Here is a 19,577-nt window from a genome sequence, read left to right on the forward strand (position 1 = left end):
TCCGCCATAACAATCACCTGAAAGGGGACAGTATGAATGTTGAAAACGTAGCGCAGCAGCTTTTACCGCTGTTGGGCGGCAGGGAAAATATCGCATCGGCCGCGCACTGCGCCACACGCCTGCGTCTGGTACTGGTGGATGATGGCAAAGCGCAAAAAGAGGCGATCGACAAGCTGGACGGCGTGAAAGGCTGCTTCCGCAACGCCGGTCAGATGCAGATCATCTTCGGCACCGGGGTGGTGAATAAGGTCTATGCCGCCTTTGTGCAGGCGGCGGGCATCAGCGAAGCGAGCAAGGGCGAAGCGGCGCAGGCGGCGGCGCAAAAGCTTAATCCGGTGCAGCGCGTCGCCCGCCTGCTCTCCAATATCTTTGTGCCGATCATCCCGGCGATTGTTGCCTCCGGGGTACTGATGGGCCTGCTGGGGATGATGAAAACCTACGGCTGGGTCAACGCCGATAGCGCGCTGTTCGTGATGCTGGATATGTTCAGCTCGGCGGCATTCATTATCCTGCCGATCCTGATCGGCTTTACCGCCGCGCGCGAGTTTGGCGGCAACCCCTATCTGGGCGCCACCCTCGGCGGCATCCTGACCCACCCGGCGTTGACCAACGCCTGGGGCGTGGCCGGCGGCTTTAAGACGATGGATTTCTTCGGGCTGGATGTGGCGATGATTGGCTATCAGGGCACGGTATTTCCGGTGCTGCTGGCGGTCTGGTTTATGAGCCTGCTGGAGAAGCGCCTGCGCCGCATCGTGCCGGACGCGCTGGATATCATTCTCACCCCTTTCCTGACGGTGATTATCTCCGGCTTTGTCGCCATGCTGATTATCGGGCCGGCGGGACGCGCGCTCGGCGACGGCATCTCGCTGGTCCTCAGCACGCTGATCGCCCATGCCGGCTGGCTGGCGGGGCTGCTATTCGGCGGGCTTTATTCGGTGATCGTCATCACCGGTATCCACCACAGCTTCCACGCCATTGAGGCGGGCCTGCTGGGCAACCCCGCCATCGGCGTCAATTTCCTGCTGCCGATCTGGTCGATGGCCAACGTGGCGCAGGCGGGTGCCTGCCTGGCGGTGTGGTTCAAAACCCGCGACGTGAAGACGCGCAGCATCGTGCTGCCCTCCGCCTTTTCCGGCATGCTCGGCATTACCGAAGCGGCGATTTTCGGCGTTAACCTGCGCTATATGAAGCCGTTTATCGCCGGGATTATCGGCGGCGCGGCGGCGGGCGCCTGGGTGGTAGTGAGCCATGTCAATATGACCGCCGTCGGCCTGACGGCGCTGCCGGGTATGGCGATCGTGCAGGCCAGTTCGCTGCTGAACTATATTATCGGCATGGCGATCGCCTTCGGCATCGGTTTCCTGCTGTCGCTGACGCTGAAATATAAAGTGGGGCCGGAAGTATGAAAGAGATACAGCTGCTGAAGCAGACGGCGCTGGCGCTGATGCAGGGCCAGACGCGCGCCGCCCAGGATCCGCACCGCCCCGGCTGGCATCTGGCGCCGCCGGTCGGCCTGCTCAACGATCCGAACGGGTTTATTCAATTCGCCGGCCGCTATCACCTGTTTTATCAGTGGAATCCGCTGGCCTGCGCGCACGGCGCAAAGTTCTGGGGCCACTGGAGTTCCGCCGATCTGCTGAGCTGGCGACATGAGCCTGTTGCGCTGACGCCGGCGGAAGCTTATGAGAGCCACGGCTGCTACTCCGGCTCGGCGGTGGACGATAACGGCGTGCTGACGCTGATCTATACCGGTAATGTGAAGTTTACCGCGGGCCGCACCGCCTGGCAGTGCCTGGCGACGCTGGATGAAAAGGGCGACTGCCAGAAGCTGGGGCCCGTGCTGGCGCTGCCGGAAGGCTACAGCGGCCACGTGCGCGATCCTAAAGTGTGGCGTCACGACGGCGCCTGGTACATGGTGCTGGGTGCGCAGGATCTGGCGGGCAGAGGCAAGGTGCTGCTGCTGCGCGGCGAAACGCTGCAGCAGTGGCAGCTGCTGGGCGAGATCGCCGGCAGCGGGCTTAACGGCCTCGGCGATTTCGGCTATATGTGGGAGTGTCCCGACCTGTTCCGGCTGGGCGAACGCGACGTGCTGATCGTCTGTCCGCAAGGGCTGCCGGCGCAGGAGACGCGCTGGCTCAATACCTTCCAGAGCGGCTACTTTATCGGCACGCTGGATTACCCGCAGGCGCGCTATACGCACGGCGACTTCCAGGAGCTGGATCTTGGCTTTGAGTTTTACGCACCGCAGACCACCCTCAGCGATGACGGGCGGCGGCTGATGTTCGGCTGGATGGGCATCCCCGACGGCGATGAGTTTTATCAGCCGACGCTCGCGCATGGCTGGATCCACCAGATGACCTGCCCGCGCGAGCTGACGCTGCAGCAGGATCGTCTGTTGCAGCGTCCGGCGCGCGAGTTACAGCAGCTGCGCGGCGCGCAGAGGCGGCTGCAGGGCGCAGCGCAACAGCTGGAAACGCTGGATATCGCCAGCGCGGAGCTGCTGATCGCGCCGGAAGGAGCGCTGACGGCGCACTTCGGCGATGCGCTGCGGCTGGACTATCGCCAGGGGGAGCTGCGCCTTTCGCGCCGCAACCTGCGCAGCGGCCAGCAGGAGGATCGCTACTGGCTCGGCGCGCTGCGGCAGCTGCATATTTTCTGCGATCGCTCCAGCGTCGAGATCTTTATCAATGATGGCGAGGCGGTGATGTCGGCGCGCTATTTCCCCGCCGACGCGCCGCGCCTGCGGCTGGAGGGGGAGGCAAAGGTAACGCTGGATTACTGGCGGCTGGAGCCTGGCGTGATAGTATAACCGCCATCGATTCAGCCTGATGTAGCCAACAGTGAATAAACCCAAACGCGTCACGATCAAAGATATCGCCCAGCTGGCGGGCGTATCGAAGTCTACCGCCAGCCTGGTTCTCAGCGGACGAGGAAAAGAGCTGCGTGTCTCGGAAGCCACGCGCGAGCGGGTGATGGATATCGCCCGCCAGGCGCACTATCAGCCCAGTATCCACGCGCGCGCGCTCAACTCTTCGCGCAGCCACACCGTCGGGCTGGTGGTGCCGGAGATGACCAACCAGGGCTTCGCCACCTTTTCTCATGCGCTGGAAACCCTGTGCCGCGACGCCGGTCTTCAGCTGCTGATCGCCTGTACCGACGAGAACGCCAGTCAGGAGACGCTGGCGGTCAACAACCTGATCCAGCGTCAGGTGGACGGGCTGATTGTCGCCTCCAGCATGTTGAACGACGCGGAGTATCAGAAGATTAATCAGCAGATCCCGGTAGTGCTGTTCGACCGTCATCTGGGCGAATCGACGCTGCCGCTGGTGATCACCGACGCGATTGAACCTACCGCCCGGCTGGTGGAGCGCGTAGCGCGCGAAGGCGTCGAGGAGTTCTACTTTTTCGGCGGGCAGCCGCGCATCTCACCGACGCGCGATCGGCTTGAGGGCTTTCGTCAGGGGCTGGATCGCGCCGGTATGGCGCTAAAGCCGGAGTGGATAATTCACGGCCACTATCACGCCAGCTCCGGTTATGAGATGTTCGCCGAACTCTGTATGCGTCTTGGCCGCGTGCCGAAAGCGCTGTTCTGCGCCGCCTGCGGCCTGCAGGAAGGGGTGCTGCGTTATCTCAGCCAGCACGGGCTGCTGGAGCAGCCGATTCGGCTCTGCAGTTTTGACGATCACTATCTGTACGATGCGCTGTCGGTGAAGATCGATACCGTGGTGCAGGATGAGCGGATGCTGGCGTGGAACTGCTTCGAGATTATTTCGGGGTTGATTGAAGGAGAAACGCTGGAAAATCAGCAGCGGCAGCTGCCTGCCCTGCTGAAATGGCGCAGCGCCTGAAGGTTTACGCGCTCGTTACTCGCGGCGCGTGATGCGGCGCAGCCCTCCTCCCTGACGGCTGCGTTTGCGCCCTCCCTGGCGCGTTATGCGATCTCTTCAGCGTCGCGCTGTGCGACGCATCAGGCGTTGAGCAACTGTTGCGCGGTGGTCTCCACCAGCGCCAGCAGCACCTTAATATCCTCAAAGCCGGCTGCCGGATTAAGCAGCGTCAGCTTCAGGCAGGTGACGCCGTTAAACTCCGTCACGCCGACGTTGGCACGTCCCGAAGCCAGCAGCGCGTCGCCGATACGCTGATTCAGCAGCGCCACGGCAGGCTCGCCGCCGGCCAGCAGCGGCTGCGGCCGATAGCGGAACAGCACGCTCGCCAGCTGCGGCTGCATTACCAGCTCCAGCGCAGCCTGCTCATCGACATAGCGCGCTACCTGCTGCGCCAGCGTGACGCCGTGATCGATAATCGCCGCGTACTGCCGCTGCCCTAACGCTTCCAGCCCCATCCACAGCTTCAGCGCGTCGAAACGGCGCGTGGTCTGCAGCGATTTGGAAACCAGATTCGGCACGCCCTGCGCCTCATCAAATTCAGAGTTCAGATAGGCCGCCTGGTAGCGCATCAGCTCATAGTGGCGCGCCTCTTTCAGCAGGAAGGCGCCGCAGCTGATGGTCTGGAAGAATTGCTTATGGAAATCCAGCGTAATGGAGTCCATCAGCTCAATGCCGTCCAGATAGTCGCGATACTGGTCGGAGAGCAACAGCGCCCCGCCCCAGGCCGCATCCACATGCACCCAAATCTGCTGCTCCGCCGCCAGCGCGGCGATGGCGCGCAGCGGATCGATGGCGCCGGCGTCGGTGGTGCCGGCGGTGGCGACAATCGCCATCACCTGCTCGCCGTTGGCCTGTGCCTGGCTTAGCTTCGCCGCCAGATCCTCAATGTCCATGCGCGCGCGGTCGTCGGTCTTCACCAGGGTAACGCACTGGTAGCCCAGCCCCAGCAGCGCCATATTTTTCTGCACTGAGAAGTGGGCGTTTTCAGAGCAGAACACCTTTAGCTTGCGCAGATCGCCTGTCAGGCCATCCTGCTGAATAGAGTGACCGGCGCGCGCAAAGAAGGCGTCGCGCGCCAGCATCAGCCCCATCAGATTGCTCTGGGTGCCGCCGCTGGTGAAGACGCCCGCGTCGCCGGCCTGATAGCCAACCTGCGCCCGCAGCCATGCGATCAGCTTCATTTCAATAATGGTGGCCGACGGGCTTTGGTCCCAGGAGTCCATGCTCTGGTTGGTGGCGTTAATCAACACCTCCGCCGCCTGGCTGACGACCAGGCTCGGGCAGTGCAGATGCGCCACGCACTGCGGATGATGCACCGCCAGGCTATCCTGCAGAAAGTATTCAATCGCCCGCTCGATGGCGGCCTGATTGCCCAGCCCCTGTGGATTAAAATCGAGCTGAATGCGTTCGCGCAGCTCGTCGACGGTTTTGCCACGATACATCTCAGGCTGCTGTAGCCACTGCACTACCGCCTGGCTGCTCTGGGCTATCGCCTGCTGGTAGGCTTCGATGCTCTGCGCCGACGCCGCCAGGATAGGGTTTTCACCGCTCATCGTCGTTACTCCCCTGCAACAGGCTGGACGCCTGCGGCCATCAGAGCGCTTTCGAATTTCTCCAGGAAAATCGACAGCTCATCGTTGGTGATCAGCAGCGAAGGCAGCAGGCGCAGCACGCTGCCGTGACGTCCGCCGCGCTCGAGGATCAGCCCCGCCTCAAAACATCTCTTCTGCAACAGCGCGGAGAGTTCGCCGTCGGCCGGGTAGCAGCCCAGGTGATCCTGCGCGGCATCTGGCTTAACGATTTCGATGCCGATCATCATGCCCAGACCGCGTACGTGGCCAATGACCGGATAGCGCTTCTGCAGCCCGGCCAGCTGGCCTTTCAGCCACTCACCCTGCTCTGCCACCTTGCCTGCAATATTGTTCTCTTTCAGGATTTTCAGCGTGGTCAGGCCGGTGGCCATCGCCAGCTGGTTGCCGCGGAAGGTGCCGGTGTGGTGGCCCGGCGCCCAGGCGTCAAACTGCTTTTTAATGCCCAATACCGCCAGCGGCAAGCCGCCGCCGACCGCTTTCGACATTACGATGATATCCGGCTCGATGCCCGCGTGTTCGAAGGCGAAGAATTTGCCGGTGCGCGCGAAGCCCGCCTGCACTTCATCAAGGATCAGCAGAATGTTGTGTTCCTGGGTCACTTTGCGGATGCGCTGCAGCCACTCGGCCGGCGCCGGGTTAACGCCGCCTTCGCCCTGCACCGCTTCGAGGATCACCGCCGCCGGTTTGCGTACGCCACTTTCCACGTCGTTGATCAGATTTTCAAAGTAGTAGCTCAGCGCGTTGACACCCGCCTCGCCGCCGATGCCCAGCGGGCAACGGTAAAGATGCGGATAAGGCATAAACTGCACTTCCGGCATCATGCCGTCGACCGCTTCTTTCGGCGACAGGTTGCCGGTCACCGCCAGCGCGCCGTGTGTCATGCCGTGGTAGCCGCCGGAGAAGCTGATAATGCCGGAACGGCCGGTGACTTTTTTCGCCAGCTTCAGCGCCGCTTCTACCGCATCCGCGCCGGAGGGGCCGGTAAACTGCAGGCAGTACGCTTTGCCTTCGCCCGGCAGCAGGGAGAGCAGATATTCTGAAAAGGCGTCTTTTAACGGTGTGGTGAGATCGAGAGTATGTAACGGCAAGCCGCTGGTAATGACATTTTGGATGCTTTGCAGGATGTCAGGATGGTTGTGTCCCAGCGCCAGCGTTCCCGCGCCCGCCAGGCAATCAAGGTATTGATTATTCTCAACGTCAGTGATCCATGCGCCGTCCGCTTTCGCAATGGCCAGGGGCAGCTTGCGCGGATAGCTTCTGACGTTCGATTCGAACGCATCCTGTCTTTCTAAATAATCTTTATTATTTCTGTTCAATGAATTAGCACCTAAAGTATCAATACGGACTTTATCCGTCATCATATCTCTCCTACAACCAGGGCGATTTACCGCGCCAGGGTTGAAAAATAAATGTCAGGGTTAATGCCTTACATAAGGCCGGCATAATATAGGTTTTTTCAGTCTGCGGCTCAATTGATTATTTTGTGTATAATTATTTATTAATAAACCATGATAAATCAGAGGGTTATTTTGCGCGTTACCGTAGCGTTTTTTATCGCTAACGGCCAAATATGTAACGAATAAATAGCGCTGCAGGCAGGAGGTAACGGCGCAAAAGTTTTTCTTTTTTATCCCGAATCAGAAATTTCTCTTAAATAAATCAATACCCCCGCGCAGAAGGTTAATAAAATAGCCCTGGTCAGCTTTTTTTCGGAATCCGACGATTTTGCCGTTAGGGTCATCTCACTGTCATATCGCCCACGTATCACACCTGCACTGCCGTCTCAATTCTGTTGCGAGGTCCGTCATGAGTGAAAACCGAACCTGGAACGCCGCGCCTGCGCCGGGGCGTCCCGATCTGAGCAGTAAACACAGCAAAAAAACCGCGGCGGCGATTGTGCTGCTGATGCTGGGCGGTGTGGCGTTCGCCGCGTTAAACCTGTTTGCCGACGTGGAAGCGTCAGGCCAGGTGGTCACCAGCTATCTGCCTTTCGTGCTGCTGGGGCTGGCGCTGCTGATCGCGCTGGGTTTCGAATTCGTTAACGGCTTTCACGATACGGCCAACGCGGTGGCGACGGTGATCTACACCCACTCGCTGACGCCCGGCGCGGCGATACTCTGGTCCGGGTTGTGCAACTTTACCGGCGTGCTGCTCTCCAGCGGCGCGGTCGCCTTCGGCATTATCTCCCTGCTGCCGATGGAGCTGATCCTGCAGGCGAGCAGCGGCAACGGCTTCGCCATGATTTACGCCCTGCTGTTTTCTGCCATTATCTGGAATCTTGGCACCTGGTATCTCGGCCTGCCCTCCTCCTCTTCGCATACGCTGATTGGCTCGATTATCGGCGTTGGCGTCGCCAACGCGCTGATCCATGGCCGCAGCGGTATGGAAGGGGTGAACTGGGATCAGGCGGAGAATGTCGCCTGGGCGCTGCTGTTTTCACCGCTGGTGGGCTTTATCAGCGCCGCCCTGCTGCTGCTGGCGATGAAAAAGCTGGTGCGCAACCGTCAGCTTTACACCGCGCCGGAAGGCAAGCGGCCGCCGCCGGGCTGGATCCGCGCGCTGCTGATTTTAACCTGCACCGGCGTCTCTTTCGCCCACGGCTCCAATGACGGCCAGAAAGGGATGGGGCTGATTATGTTGATCCTGGTAGGGACAATGCCCATCGTGTACGCCCTGAACCGCTCGGTGCCGCCGGAGCAGATCCCGCGCGTGGCGGCGCTGGCACAGGTTACCGGCCAGCAGCTGATCGGCGCGCCGCAGGCGCCGCTTCCCGATTCGCCGCGCAACGTGCTGCTGGCGTTTATGCGCAGCGGCGAGATGACGCCGCAGGTGATGCCCGCACTTGGCGCGCTGCTGCAAAAAACCGGCGCGCAGATTAAGCAGTACGGCTCGATGGAAAATATCCCGGCGCAGCTGGTAGCGAACACCCGCAACGATATGTACCTGGCGGCCGAAAGCATCAAGCAGCTGAAAGCGGCTAAGGTGGCGCTGCCGCAGGAGATGCAGGACAACCTCACTGCGATGAAAAGCGAACTGGATAACGCCACACGCTTTATTCCGCTGTGGGTGAAAGTGGTGGTGGCGCTGGCGCTGGGGCTTGGCACCATGGTGGGCTGGCGGCGCATCGTGATCACCGTTGGCGAACGTATCGGCAAAGCCCATCTCAGCTATGCGCAGGGCGCCAGCGCCGAGCTGGTGACGGTGGCTACCATCGGCGCCGCCGATGCCTTCGGCCTGCCGGTTTCCACCACACACGTGTTATCTTCCGGCGTCGCCGGCACCATGGCCGCCAACCGCTCCGGCCTGCAGACCGCCACGCTGCGCAATCTGCTGATCGCCTGGCTGCTGACGCTGCCGGTCTCGATTTTGATCTCCGCCGTGCTGTTTATGCTGTTTAGCCGCTTCTGATATGACGAGGGCGCCTGACCGGCGCCCTCGCTTTCTCACTACGAACCTATCTCGCGCAGCGCTTTCCCCTGCATCAGATTATGCTCAATATGCTCCAGCGTGACGCCTTTGGTTTCCGGCACCACCGCCATGGTCAGCAGAATAAATGCCAGGTTAAGCACGGCATAAATCCAGAAGGTATTCGCGTTGCCCAGCGTTTCCAGCAGCGTCAGGAAGGTCGCGCCGACGATCATATTCGCGACCCAGTTGGTGGTGGTGGAGACGGTAATGCCGAAATCGCGCCCTTTTAACGGCTGGATCTCGGAGCAGAGCAGCCAGACTACCGGCCCCGCCGCCATCGCAAAGCCGACGATAAACAGCAGCAGCATTAGCACGGCGAAATATTTCTGCGTGTCGTTATCGATGCCGAGATGCAGCAGCGTGCCCAGCACGCCCATGCCGACCGCCATCACCAGAAAGCTGGTTTTCAGCATCGGTTTGCGGCCCCAGCGATCCACCAGCGCAAACGCCAACAGCGTCGACAACATATTGACCAGACCGACCACCACCGTGCCCCACATCTGCTCGCTGCTGCTGGAAAAGCCGGCGATGCCGAAGATTTTCGGCGCGTAATACATAATCACGTTAATGCCGGTGAACTGCTGCATCACCTGCAGCAGCACGCCCAGCCCGACCGCGCGGCGGAAATGGGCGTTCTCTTTGAAAAGGTGCCAGCCGCCCTGCTTCACCTGCAGGCTGGCGCGAATCTCCTCCAGCTCGGTTCTCGCCTGCTCGCTGGTGCTGCGCAGCTTATCCAGCACCGCGCGCGCTTCGTTAAAGCGTCCGTGCGCGGCGAGCCAGCGCGGGCTGTTAGGCAGAAACAGCACGCCGATCAGCAGGATCAGCGCCGGAATGGCGATTACCCCCAGCATCCAACGCCAGGAGCCGCTGTAGCTCAGCGCGGTATCCGACAGGTAGGCCGCCAGGATGCCGGTGGTGAGCATCAGCTGATAGAGCGAAATCATCGAGCCACGAATGCGCTGCGGGGCGATCTCCGCCAGATAGAGCGGCGCAGTATAGGAGGCGATGCCTACCGCCAGCCCCAGCAGCACGCGCGCGAAAATCAGCGACTCCACGCTCTGCGACAGCGCCGACCAGATCGATCCCACCACAAACAGCAGCGCGCCCGCCAGCATCGATTTTTTGCGGCCGAAGCGGGAAGAGACCCAGCCTGCGCCCATCGCGCCGATGGCGGCGCCAAACATCATCGAACTGACCACCCACTCCTGCTGATGACTGGAGATCTGCAGCTCTTTCGCCAGGAAAGGCAGCGCGCCGGCGATCACGCCGATATCCAGACCAAACAGCAGGCCGCACAGCGCGGCCATAAAGCCCACAAACCAGATGTAGCGCTGATGCGTCGCGCCCTTTTTACCAGACTCTTTCATAACGCTCCCCGTTAATGTCAGTTTCGTTCAAGATTGTTAATCTTATGTAAACAAAAGCTGGGTGGATGTGTTACCGGTCACAGTAACGCGAGGAAAAACGCGCGCCGGGCAGGCAAGCGAGGCGCAGCGCGGGCTGGAGGATGACGCAGCGGGAAAGTGAGGCTGGCGCGCCTTCAGGCGGCAATAAATTACCTATACTTGGTTTTTGTTTAACAGGAGGCACCGATGGCGGACTTACAACTGATTGATACGCTGGAGTTAGGCAACGACGATGAGCTGGCCCATAAATATGAAATCTATGGCGCCGATGAATCCACCCCGGAATACGCCCTTGTCTTCGCGCGGCAGAGCCAGAGCGGCGAATGGCAACAGCAGGATGGCAAACTGCAGTTCGCCGCGGCGGATGAAAAACAGGAAGCGACCAGCGGCACGATGGATTACGGCTCCGGCGACAGCATGCCGGACCTGCGCGATCTGCGTGCGGAAGCAAAAGAGCGCTGCCAGCATCATCACCGGCAGCAGCTACAGCAACAGCGCTAAGGCGAAACGCCTTAACGGCCGCTGCCAACAGGACCGTTAAGGCTGGCGGCGTGCCGCCAGCCTGCGGTTATACGGCGGTGCGGAAGACCGCCACCATCTCGCGCAGCTGTATCGCCTGCTCCGCCAGTGAATCGGCGGCGGCAGCGGATTGCTCCACCAGCGCGGCGTTCTGCTGTGTGACCTGATCCATCTGATTAACCGCTGTGTTGATCTGCGAAACGCCGGCGCTCTGCTCTTCCGACGACGCGGAGATCTCGCTAACCATCTGCGAAGTCTGACGAATCGCCTCCACGCTCTCTTTAACCTTGCTGCCGGCGTCGTTGGCCATCGCAATGCCCTGTCCGGCACAGGCGACCGATTTTTCAATCAGGCCTTTGATCTCTTTCGCCGCCGTGGCGGAACGCTGTGCCAGCGAACGTACTTCCGACGCCACTACCGCAAAGCCTTTGCCATGCTCGCCAGCGCGCGCCGCTTCTACCGCAGCGTTGAGCGCAAGGATATTGGTCTGGAAAGCGATGCTGTCGATGACCGCGATAATCTCTTTAATCTGATCTGCCCCGCTGCTGATCTCTTGCATGGTGGACATCACTGATTCCATCGCCTGACCGCCGCGCAGCGCCGCTTCGGTGGCGGACGAGGCCATGCTGGCCGCGTGGCGGGTGTTATCCGCGTTCTGCTGGATGATCGAGGCCAGCTGCTCCATGCTGGCGGCGGTTTCAGCCAGCGAGGCCGCCTGCTGCTCGGTACGCGAGGAGAGATCGCCATTGCCACGCGCGATCTCGTCGGAAGAGGTGGCAATGTTGTTGGCGTTCAGCTTGATAGAGGAGACCAGCTGCGACAGCTGCTGGCTCATGCGCATCAGCGCCTTCAGCAATGTCGCCGTCTCATTATCGCCCTCAACCGCCAGACGCGTGGTGAGATCGCCGGCCGCGACCTCGCCGGCCACATCGACCGCCTGCTTCACCGGCGCGGTGACGGTGCGCACAATCAGCAGCGCGATCAGGGTAGCGGCGACGCTCAGCAGCGCCAGCAGGCCAATCAGCAGCCATTCAGCATGACGCTTTGCATTGATTTGTTGCTGCAGCAGATCCGCCAGCGCCTCGCTGGAGAGGTTGCCTAACAGCGTGAACTGGTTGATGGCGTGGGTAAAGGTGCTGATGTAGTCGCGCACCGGCACCACCCGATCGCCGCTAATAAACAGCCCTTCCGCCATCTGCAGCGCGGCGTCCGCTTCCTGACGCGCGGCGTCGGTTTTCGCGCCCAGCTGCGTTTTCAGCGCCTCGCTGGAGGCCATGGTTTTGCTGAAATTGGCGTTAAACAGCGCCAGCGAATTCTGTCCCGCTTCCAGGTAGAAGCCCATTTTCGCTTTGCCGACGCTTTCGTTCAGGTTGCCTGAACCCAGCAGCGCCGTGCCTTCCGCGCGGATTTTGCCGAGGGTTTCCGTCAGCTCCGGCAGCTGGAAATAGGCGCTGTTGATCAGCTGATAGCTGCTGAGGTCGCCGTCCAGCGACAGGCCATAGGCATCCAGCAGATCCTGGTTAGTATCCAGCAGGTGGCGGATCAGTTTCGCGTGCGCGCTCAGGTTGCCGTCGGGCGTCAGGTTTTTGGTCTCTACCTTGCCCTGCAGCGCATCCCAGCGCTCGCGCAGCAGACGAATATTGGTAGTGGCCATACTGTGAGGGAAGCGGTGCTGCAGGATTGCAGTGATCTCCTCCATCTGCTGTGTCGCTTCATCGCGCAGCGCCAGACGCGCCGGCGCTACAGGGTTAGATGAGGCGACCGCCACGGCGGCTTCCGCACGGTGACGCTGCAGCAGGTTAAGCAGCTTTAGCATTTTCCGCTCGACCGGGATCCCTTCGGCTTCTTTCTGTTTCACCGCGACGGCCTGATTATATTCAATCACCAACAGCGATGTCGGCAGAATGAACAGGATGGCGGCGAACAGACCGAGCAGTATGAACTTCGCAGGCAGGCTCATCTTACTGAGTAATGTTTTCATATTTTCTCTGTGTTGGTATTGCAAAAACAGCCGTTGCCAGCAGGGGAAAATCACGCCTCTGGCCTGTTTTTATTTTTATGAGTTTTATTTATAGCCGGCGAGATGTTTCTGATGAACATTAAAGGCCGCCGGCTTAAACGATGGTCGCCTGATAAATATCGTAAAGCGCAGTAAAAACGTTGCTTAACAAAACATCAGGTGGAAAGGATTATAGACAGCGATAGTGAATACGTCATCACGGCAAGCAACTAATTAAACTTACGATTAACCATTAAGGCAAATTATATTTAAAGACCAATATTATCAATGAGTTGACACAGATCCATTATTTTTAAGGGATGTTTTTGGCAGGGCTATTTATTTTAACGGTGAGTTCTTAAGAAAATATTCATGTTTTACGGCGGCGTGCCGATAATAATGGCTTTTTTATTTTTGTAATCGATTAACTTTATGAGGATATGTAAACGGCTTACATTGAGGAAGGAAAGCCGCGGCGGGCGCGGCTTTGATTTTTGCTAACCTGCCGCCCGTAATCAGGCGGGCGGACGATTACAGAATAGAGGCGACAGATTTCGCCAGCTGGGCTTCCAGCACCGGTTTCGCCTCGTCGAACTTCAGGTTAACCTTGTTGGCGTTGGAGACGACGCGCGTCTGATACTTCATGCGGTTGCCGTCGGCGGTGCTGGTTTGCAGCTTCACGCCGGAGGTGCCCTGACGCAGCGCCGCGATATTGTCGGTGGTGACGTTGGCTTTGCTGCGCTCAGAGATCTGCAGATCGGTAACCATGGTGTAGTTCACATCTTCCACCAGCGCATCTGCCGCCAGACCGGCCAGACCGGCCGCAAGACCGATGCCCAGCGCCGCGCCGCCGGAGTTGCTGTTGTAAGCGGTGATGCCGCCGCCCAGCGCCGCGCCCGCTACTGCGCCTTCATAGCCGCTGCCCAGCAGGCCCTGCGCTTCGCGCAGATCCATTTTATCCGCTTTCAGCACATTGGCCTGGATCCAGTAATAAGCGCTGTCCGGCGAAGAAACGACGTTATAGCCTTTGGCGCGCAGATCCTGCTCCAGCAGGCCGGAGAGATCGCTCATGTCCTTATCGGAGGTATTTTTTACCTGGATGTAAACGGTTTTTTCAGATGAGGGCTCCAGCCAGATGGTCTGGCTCATCTGCGTTTTCACCTCAAGATTACGCTTTTTGATCGCTGTACTCATTGCGCTACAGCCTGAAAGCAGAACGGCAGAAAGTGCAATGGCGACCACCGCGTGTTTTTTATATCCCATTTTCCTGTCCTTAATGGAAAGAGCGAGAATGCTCCCGATTTGAGTAACGTTATTTTCATCACCGGCCGGCTAAATAGAGACGCGGCTTTTCATGTCAGATATATCGTCGTGATGCGCTGACAGGATGATGGCGAAACAAAACCACAGCACGTTGCTTGCGCAGCGTGACTATTTTTTTGTTTTAGCTTTAGTGCGAAGAAATAAAATTATTACCGGAAAAGCGCTGCCGGCATATAGCGTGACGTGCCGCCGTACGGGGCCGTTCGCCTGTTTAATTTTCGGCGTAATCTAGCATAAAAACGTTAATATAACAGCTTTATTTTCCCGCCATATCCGCCAGATGTACCGGTTGCTGCGATCAATTTCGCCATTATTACACCCGCTATTTTTTATATTTCCTTTATGATCCGCGCAATGGCAGAAAAACTATTTCTGTTAAGGTAAAAAAAACGTATATCGCCGGGGAAATTTGGCTTAAGTTAACAAAATCAACGTTCCCCTTTGTACGCGCTGCGGCGTTACTCATACAGGCGGCGCCACCCTTCTCATCAGCGGCGATGAGGGTTTGTGTAAGATTGTTGCGCCTGGCGCTCATCTTATCAGCGCGTTACTGCCGCCCGGGCGTCACGCCGGCTTATTGTTCATGCAGTAAGAAACATCCGGCCCGCAGGGCAAACCGGTTAATGGCGATATAGCGCCAGCCACTACATAGCGAAATATAATATGACGCTATCTCTTATTCAGCGGTATCGCGGCTAGCGCGAAATTAAGAGAACAAAGAATAGATTTCTATTTTATCGAATCACATAGCGAGCAGGATAATGATGAAACGTGCGGGGATGAACCAGAGCGAGAAGAGAAAAAAACCGCCTGCGCAGGCTTATACCTTTCGCAGGTAAGTTATGCCCGCCGCAGATAAGTTATGCCGGCGCCGCCAGCACGCGTTGCAGAAAAGCGCACCATGTTTCGCCCCAGGGTTCAGGAGCCAACTGTTTTCTGCCCGTAGCGCCATGTATGCCGTCAGCTCGCTATCCGTAAGCAACAGCAATTGCTCAGCTTCAGTTCGGAGCAGATTATAATTATCCCGGTAGCACGCCCGATAACTGGCGACTATGTTCTCCACCGTATCGCCGTAATATCGACATCATCAAAAAAATACGCCTGCAACAGGATGCCCGTAAATCCTGCATCCCAAATTATTACCAGGCCCTGTTGGTTTGTCCCGAAATTAGTTCAGATAAAGCCTGTGGCAAAACACGCCGTGGTTTATAAAACAACCAGCGCGTTAACACTTACCCTGTTTCCGCTAAACAGAACGCCGACAGGTGATATTCAGAAGCCGTGCGGCGCGCGGCTTTGCCTCTCCCTCTGCTCCATCTGATCGCTTCTGCATACCCGCCTAAAAAATTAGTTGTTATCGCGGCGCCCCGCTTAACGGCTAGTTGTTATCGCGGCGCCCCGCTTAACGGCGGGTCAGTCTGCCAGCAAGCTATTTCGCGCGGCGTTTCATTGCATCGCGGCAAGGTGGGTATTTATCGAAAGCGCCTTTCCGCCCACAGGCGGAAAAAGTGGGCATTTAGCGAAACCGCGGACGGAAAATAAGAGAGCGGCGAACGGCGCGCCAGAGGCAATAAAAAACCCCGCACAGGCGGGGTTTTATCGGCATCACTTTTCCAGCGGGAAAAATGAAAATCAGAACGGGATGTCGTCGTCGAAATCCATCGGCGGCTCGTTGTTAGCCGGCGCGCTCTGCTGCTGCGGACGGGCAGGTGCCTGGCCGCCGCCGCTGAACTGGTTGCCGCCCTGCGGCTGCTGAGGCTGGCCCCAACCGTTGTTGTTGTTGCTGTTGCCGCCGCCCATACCGCCGCCGGACTGCGCGCCTGCGCCGCCGTTCTGACGGCCGCCCAGCATCTGCATGGTGCCGCCGACGTTCACCACCACTTCCGTGGTGTAGCGTTCCTGGCCGCTCTGATCCTGCCATTTGCGCGTCTGCAGAGAACCTTCGATATAAACCTGGGAACCTTTGCGCAGGTATTCGCCCGCCACTTCCGCCAGTTTGCCGAACAGCACAACACGGTGCCATTCCGTTTTCTCTTTGGTCTCTCCGGTCTGCTTGTCACGCCAGCTTTCGGAAGTCGCCAGCGTAATGTTCGCTACGGCTCCGCCATTCGGCATATAACGCACTTCCGGATCCTGACCCAGATTCCCGACAAGAATCACTTTGTTAACGCCTCTGCTGGCCATGTTCGCGTCTCCCGATGAGTATTCACTAAAGTCTAAACGGTAAATTCTACCACGCCAGGCTGCTCGATCATACTTCCGGGCGAGCTTCCAATAATGAAGATCTTTTTGCAGGGTTGCAACAGACTACTGGATATACATTCAGTTATTTTTTGTGCCATAATGACCTGTTCAATCCTGCCGTATCGTTACGGGCATGGTGAGTCTGCGTTAATCCGGGAAATGTGAATGGATAAGATTGAAGTCCGGGGTGCCCGCACCCACAACCTGAAAAACATCAACCTGATCATCCCTCGCGACAAACTGATCGTTGTCACCGGCCTGTCAGGTTCCGGTAAGTCCTCGCTGGCGTTCGATACGCTCTACGCCGAGGGGCAGCGCCGCTATGTGGAATCCCTTTCCGCCTATGCGCGTCAGTTTCTTTCGCTGATGGAAAAACCGGATGTCGATCATATCGAAGGGCTGTCGCCCGCGATTTCGATCGAGCAGAAGTCAACGTCCCACAACCCGCGATCGACGGTCGGGACCATCACCGAAATCCATGACTACCTGCGCCTGCTGTTCGCCCGCGTCGGCGAGCCGCGCTGTCCCGATCACAATGTGCCGTTGGCGGCGCAAACCGTCAGTCAGATGGTGGACAACGTGCTGGAGCAGCCGGAAGGCACGCGCCTGATGCTGCTGGCGCCGGTGGTGAAAGATCGTAAAGGCGAGCATACCAAGACGCTGGAGAACCTGGCGACGCAGGGCTATATCCGCGCCCGCATCGACGGTGAAGTATGCGATCTTTCCGATCCGCCAAAACTGGAGCTGCAGAAGAAGCACACCATCGAGGTGGTTATCGATCGCTTCAAAGTGCGCGAGGATCTGGCGACGCGTCTGGCGGAATCGTTCGAGACCGCGCTGGAACTCTCCGGCGGCACGGCGATCGTGGCGGATATGGACGATAGCGATGCGGAAGAGCTGCTCTTCTCCGCCAACTTCGCCTGTCCGATTTGCGGCTACAGCATGAGTGAGCTGGAGCCGCGCCTGTTCTCGTTCAACAACCCGGCCGGCGCCTGCCCGACCTGCGATGGTCTGGGGGTGCAGCAATATTTCGATCCCGATCGCGTGGTGCAGAATGCCGAGCTGTCGCTGGCGGGCGGCGCGATCCGCGGCTGGGATCGCCGCAACTTTTACTATTTCCAGATGCTGCGCTCGCTGGCGGAACATCTGAAATTTGATATCGAAGCGCCGTTCAACAGCCTGAGCGAAAAAGCGCAGCAGGTGATCCTGTATGGATCCGGCAAAGAGAGCATCGAATTTAAATATATCAACGATCGCGGCGACACCTCGGTGCGTCGACATCCGTTTGAAGGCGTGCTGCATAACATGGAGCGCCGCTACAAAGAGACGGAGTCGAGCGCGGTGCGCGAAGATCTGGCGAAATTTATCAGCAATCGCGCCTGCGCCACCTGTGAAGGGACACGCCTGCGTCGCGAAGCGCGCCATGTGTATGTGGAAGACACCACGCTGCCGACCATCTCTGATATGAGCATCGGTCACGCGATGGACTTTTTCCGCAACCTGAAGCTGAGTGGCCAGCGCGCGAAAATCGCGGAGAAAGTGCTGAAAGAGATCGGCGATCGTCTGAGCTTCCTGGTTAACGTCGGCCTGAACTACCTGTCGATGTCACGTTCGGCGGAGACGCTCTCCGGCGGCGAGGCGCAGCGCATCCGTCTGGCGAGCCAGATCGGCGCCGGCCTGGTGGGCGTGATGTATGTGCTGGATGAGCCCTCTATCGGCCTGCACCAGCGCGATAACGAGCGCCTGCTCGAAACGCTGATCCACCTGCGCGACCTCGGCAACACCGTTATCGTGGTCGAGCATGACGAAGATGCGATTCGCGCCGCCGACCATATTATCGATATCGGTCCCGGTGCGGGCGTTCACGGTGGCCAGGTGGTGGCCGAAGGCACCGCCGACGAGATTATGCAGGTGGAAGCGTCGCTGACCGGCCAGTATCTGAGCGGCAAGCGTAAAATCGAAGTGCCGGCAGAGCGCGTGCCTGCCGATCCGAACAAGGTGCTGAAGATTACCGGCGCGCGCGGTAACAACCTGAAGGATGTCACCCTGACGCTGCCGGTCGGCCTGTTTACCTGCGTTACCGGCGTCTCCGGCTCCGGCAAGTCGACCTTGATCAACGATACGCTGTTCCCGATCGCCCAGCGCCAGCTGAACGGCGCGACCATCGCGGAAGCGGCGCCTTACCGCGATGTCAGCGGTATGGAGCATTTCGATAAGGTTATCGATATCGACCAAAGCCCGATCGGTCGTACGCCGCGCTCGAACCCGGCGACCTACACCGGCATTTTCACGCCGATCCGCGAACTGTTCGCCGGCGTGCCGGAGTCGCGTTCGCGCGGCTACAATCCGGGCCGCTTCAGCTTTAACGTGCGCGGCGGGCGTTGCGAAGCCTGTCAGGGCGACGGCGTGCTGCGCGTGGAGATGCACTTCCTGCCGGATATCTACGTGCCGTGCGACCAGTGCAAAGGCAAGCGCTATAACCGTGAAACGCTTGAGATTAAATATAAAGGCAAGAGCATCCACGAAGTGCTGGATATGACCATCGAAGAGGCGCGCGAATTCTTCGACGCGGTGCCGGCGCTGGCGCGTAAGCTGCAGACGCTGATGGACGTGGGGCTTTCTTATATTCGTCTCGGCCAGTCCGCTACCACGCTTTCCGGCGGCGAGGCGCAGCGCGTGAAGCTGGCGCGCGAGCTGTCGAAGCGCGGCACCGGTCAGACGCTCTATATCCTTGATGAGCCGACCACCGGTCTGCACTTCGCCGATATCCAGCTGCTGCTGACGGTACTGCATCAGCTGCGCGACCAGGGCAACACCATCGTGGTGATTGAGCATAACCTCGACGTGGTGAAAACCGCCGACTGGATTGTCGATCTCGGGCCGGAAGGCGGCAGCGGCGGCGGCCAGATTCTGGTGGCCGGCACGCCGGAAACCGTGGCGAAGTGCGAAGAATCGCACACCGCGCGCTTCCTGCTGCCGCTGCTGGAACAACGCTAAGCGTCTTCTCCGTACCGCACAGCCCCTGACGCCGACGCGCAGGGGCTTTTTTTATCACCGTCGGCCGCCTCGCCCTGTTCCGCCGTGCTGTGCCGGTGCATTGCCTCATTGACGGCCAATCGTGCAGGATCAGGCAAGATTT

The 19,577-nt window shown here is 59.0% G+C and carries 12 protein-coding genes; 6 read left to right on the forward strand and 6 right to left on the reverse strand.

The genetic code is table 11. From position 1 onward, the window contains the following. The first annotated feature begins 32 nt into the window (after positions 1-32). The 3 genes from C2E15_RS19595 to C2E15_RS19605 are packed head-to-tail and all read left to right on the forward strand — an operon-like array spanning position 33 to position 3,848. Positions 33-1,406 carry a sucrose-specific PTS transporter subunit IIBC gene (locus tag C2E15_RS19595; protein ID WP_104958774.1) on the forward strand — a complete coding sequence of 458 codons (1,374 nt, stop codon included), beginning with the start codon at positions 33-35 and terminating at the stop codon, positions 1,404-1,406. Continuing rightward, positions 1,403-2,809 carry a sucrose-6-phosphate hydrolase gene (locus C2E15_RS19600; protein ID WP_104958775.1) on the forward strand — a complete coding sequence of 469 codons (1,407 nt, stop codon included), beginning with the start codon at positions 1,403-1,405 and terminating at the stop codon, positions 2,807-2,809. Before C2E15_RS19595 ends, C2E15_RS19600 begins: the two co-directional genes overlap by 4 nt. Positions 2,810-2,840: 31 nt before the next feature. Then, positions 2,841-3,848, forward strand: coding sequence for a LacI family DNA-binding transcriptional regulator (locus tag C2E15_RS19605; protein WP_104958776.1), 1,008 nt, complete (start codon positions 2,841-2,843; stop codon positions 3,846-3,848). Between the two features lie 119 nt (positions 3,849-3,967). On the opposite strand, the gene C2E15_RS19610 is transcribed toward C2E15_RS19605, so the two are convergent. Together C2E15_RS19610 and C2E15_RS19615 are read right to left on the reverse strand one after the other, a co-directional pair. Then, positions 3,968-5,440, reverse strand: a complete 1,473-nt coding sequence (locus C2E15_RS19610; protein ID WP_104958777.1) for a pyridoxal phosphate-dependent decarboxylase family protein — start codon at positions 5,438-5,440, stop codon at positions 3,968-3,970. A gap of 5 nt (positions 5,441-5,445) precedes the next feature. Further along, on the reverse strand, positions 5,446-6,837 hold the full coding sequence (locus C2E15_RS19615) for a diaminobutyrate--2-oxoglutarate transaminase (RefSeq protein WP_104959239.1): 1,392 nt from the start codon (positions 6,835-6,837) through the stop codon (positions 5,446-5,448). Positions 6,838-7,285: 448 nt separating this feature from the next. Here C2E15_RS19615 and C2E15_RS19620 point away from each other — a divergent pair, with 448 nt between their 5' ends. Next, positions 7,286-8,887, forward strand: coding sequence for an inorganic phosphate transporter (locus C2E15_RS19620; protein WP_104958778.1), 1,602 nt, complete (start codon positions 7,286-7,288; stop codon positions 8,885-8,887). 38 nt (positions 8,888-8,925) lie between these two features. On the opposite strand, the gene C2E15_RS19625 is transcribed toward C2E15_RS19620, so the two are convergent. Continuing rightward, complete coding sequence (locus C2E15_RS19625) at positions 8,926-10,314, reverse strand: sugar porter family MFS transporter (RefSeq protein ID WP_104958779.1); 1,389 nt, start codon at positions 10,312-10,314, stop codon at positions 8,926-8,928. A 225-nt stretch (positions 10,315-10,539) separates the two neighbouring features. Here C2E15_RS19625 and C2E15_RS19630 point away from each other — a divergent pair, with 225 nt between their 5' ends. Continuing rightward, positions 10,540-10,854 (forward strand): hypothetical protein, encoded by a 315-nt coding sequence (locus tag C2E15_RS19630; RefSeq protein WP_104958780.1) that lies wholly within the window; start codon positions 10,540-10,542, stop codon positions 10,852-10,854. A 67-nt stretch (positions 10,855-10,921) separates the two neighbouring features. Here C2E15_RS19630 and C2E15_RS19635 read toward each other — a convergent pair whose 3' ends face one another. The 3 genes from C2E15_RS19635 to C2E15_RS19645 form a co-directional block, all read right to left on the reverse strand. Next, a complete protein-coding gene (locus C2E15_RS19635) occupies positions 10,922-12,853 on the reverse strand; it encodes a methyl-accepting chemotaxis protein (protein ID WP_104958781.1) in 1,932 nt (643 codons plus the stop codon). A gap of 549 nt (positions 12,854-13,402) precedes the next feature. Continuing rightward, positions 13,403-14,134, reverse strand: coding sequence for a complement resistance protein TraT (traT, locus tag C2E15_RS19640; RefSeq protein WP_104958782.1), 732 nt, complete (start codon positions 14,132-14,134; stop codon positions 13,403-13,405). A gap of 1,692 nt (positions 14,135-15,826) precedes the next feature. After that, positions 15,827-16,378 carry a single-stranded DNA-binding protein gene (locus C2E15_RS19645; protein WP_104958783.1) on the reverse strand — a complete coding sequence of 184 codons (552 nt, stop codon included), beginning with the start codon at positions 16,376-16,378 and terminating at the stop codon, positions 15,827-15,829. Between the two features lie 225 nt (positions 16,379-16,603). Between C2E15_RS19645 and uvrA the strand changes: the two genes are divergently transcribed. Beyond that, positions 16,604-19,435 carry an excinuclease ABC subunit UvrA gene (gene uvrA / locus C2E15_RS19650; protein ID WP_104958784.1) on the forward strand — a complete coding sequence of 944 codons (2,832 nt, stop codon included), beginning with the start codon at positions 16,604-16,606 and terminating at the stop codon, positions 19,433-19,435. Positions 19,436-19,577 lie beyond the last annotated feature (142 nt).

This window comes from Mixta gaviniae (genome assembly GCF_002953195.1).
Lineage (GTDB): Bacteria > Pseudomonadota > Gammaproteobacteria > Enterobacterales > Enterobacteriaceae > Mixta > Mixta gaviniae.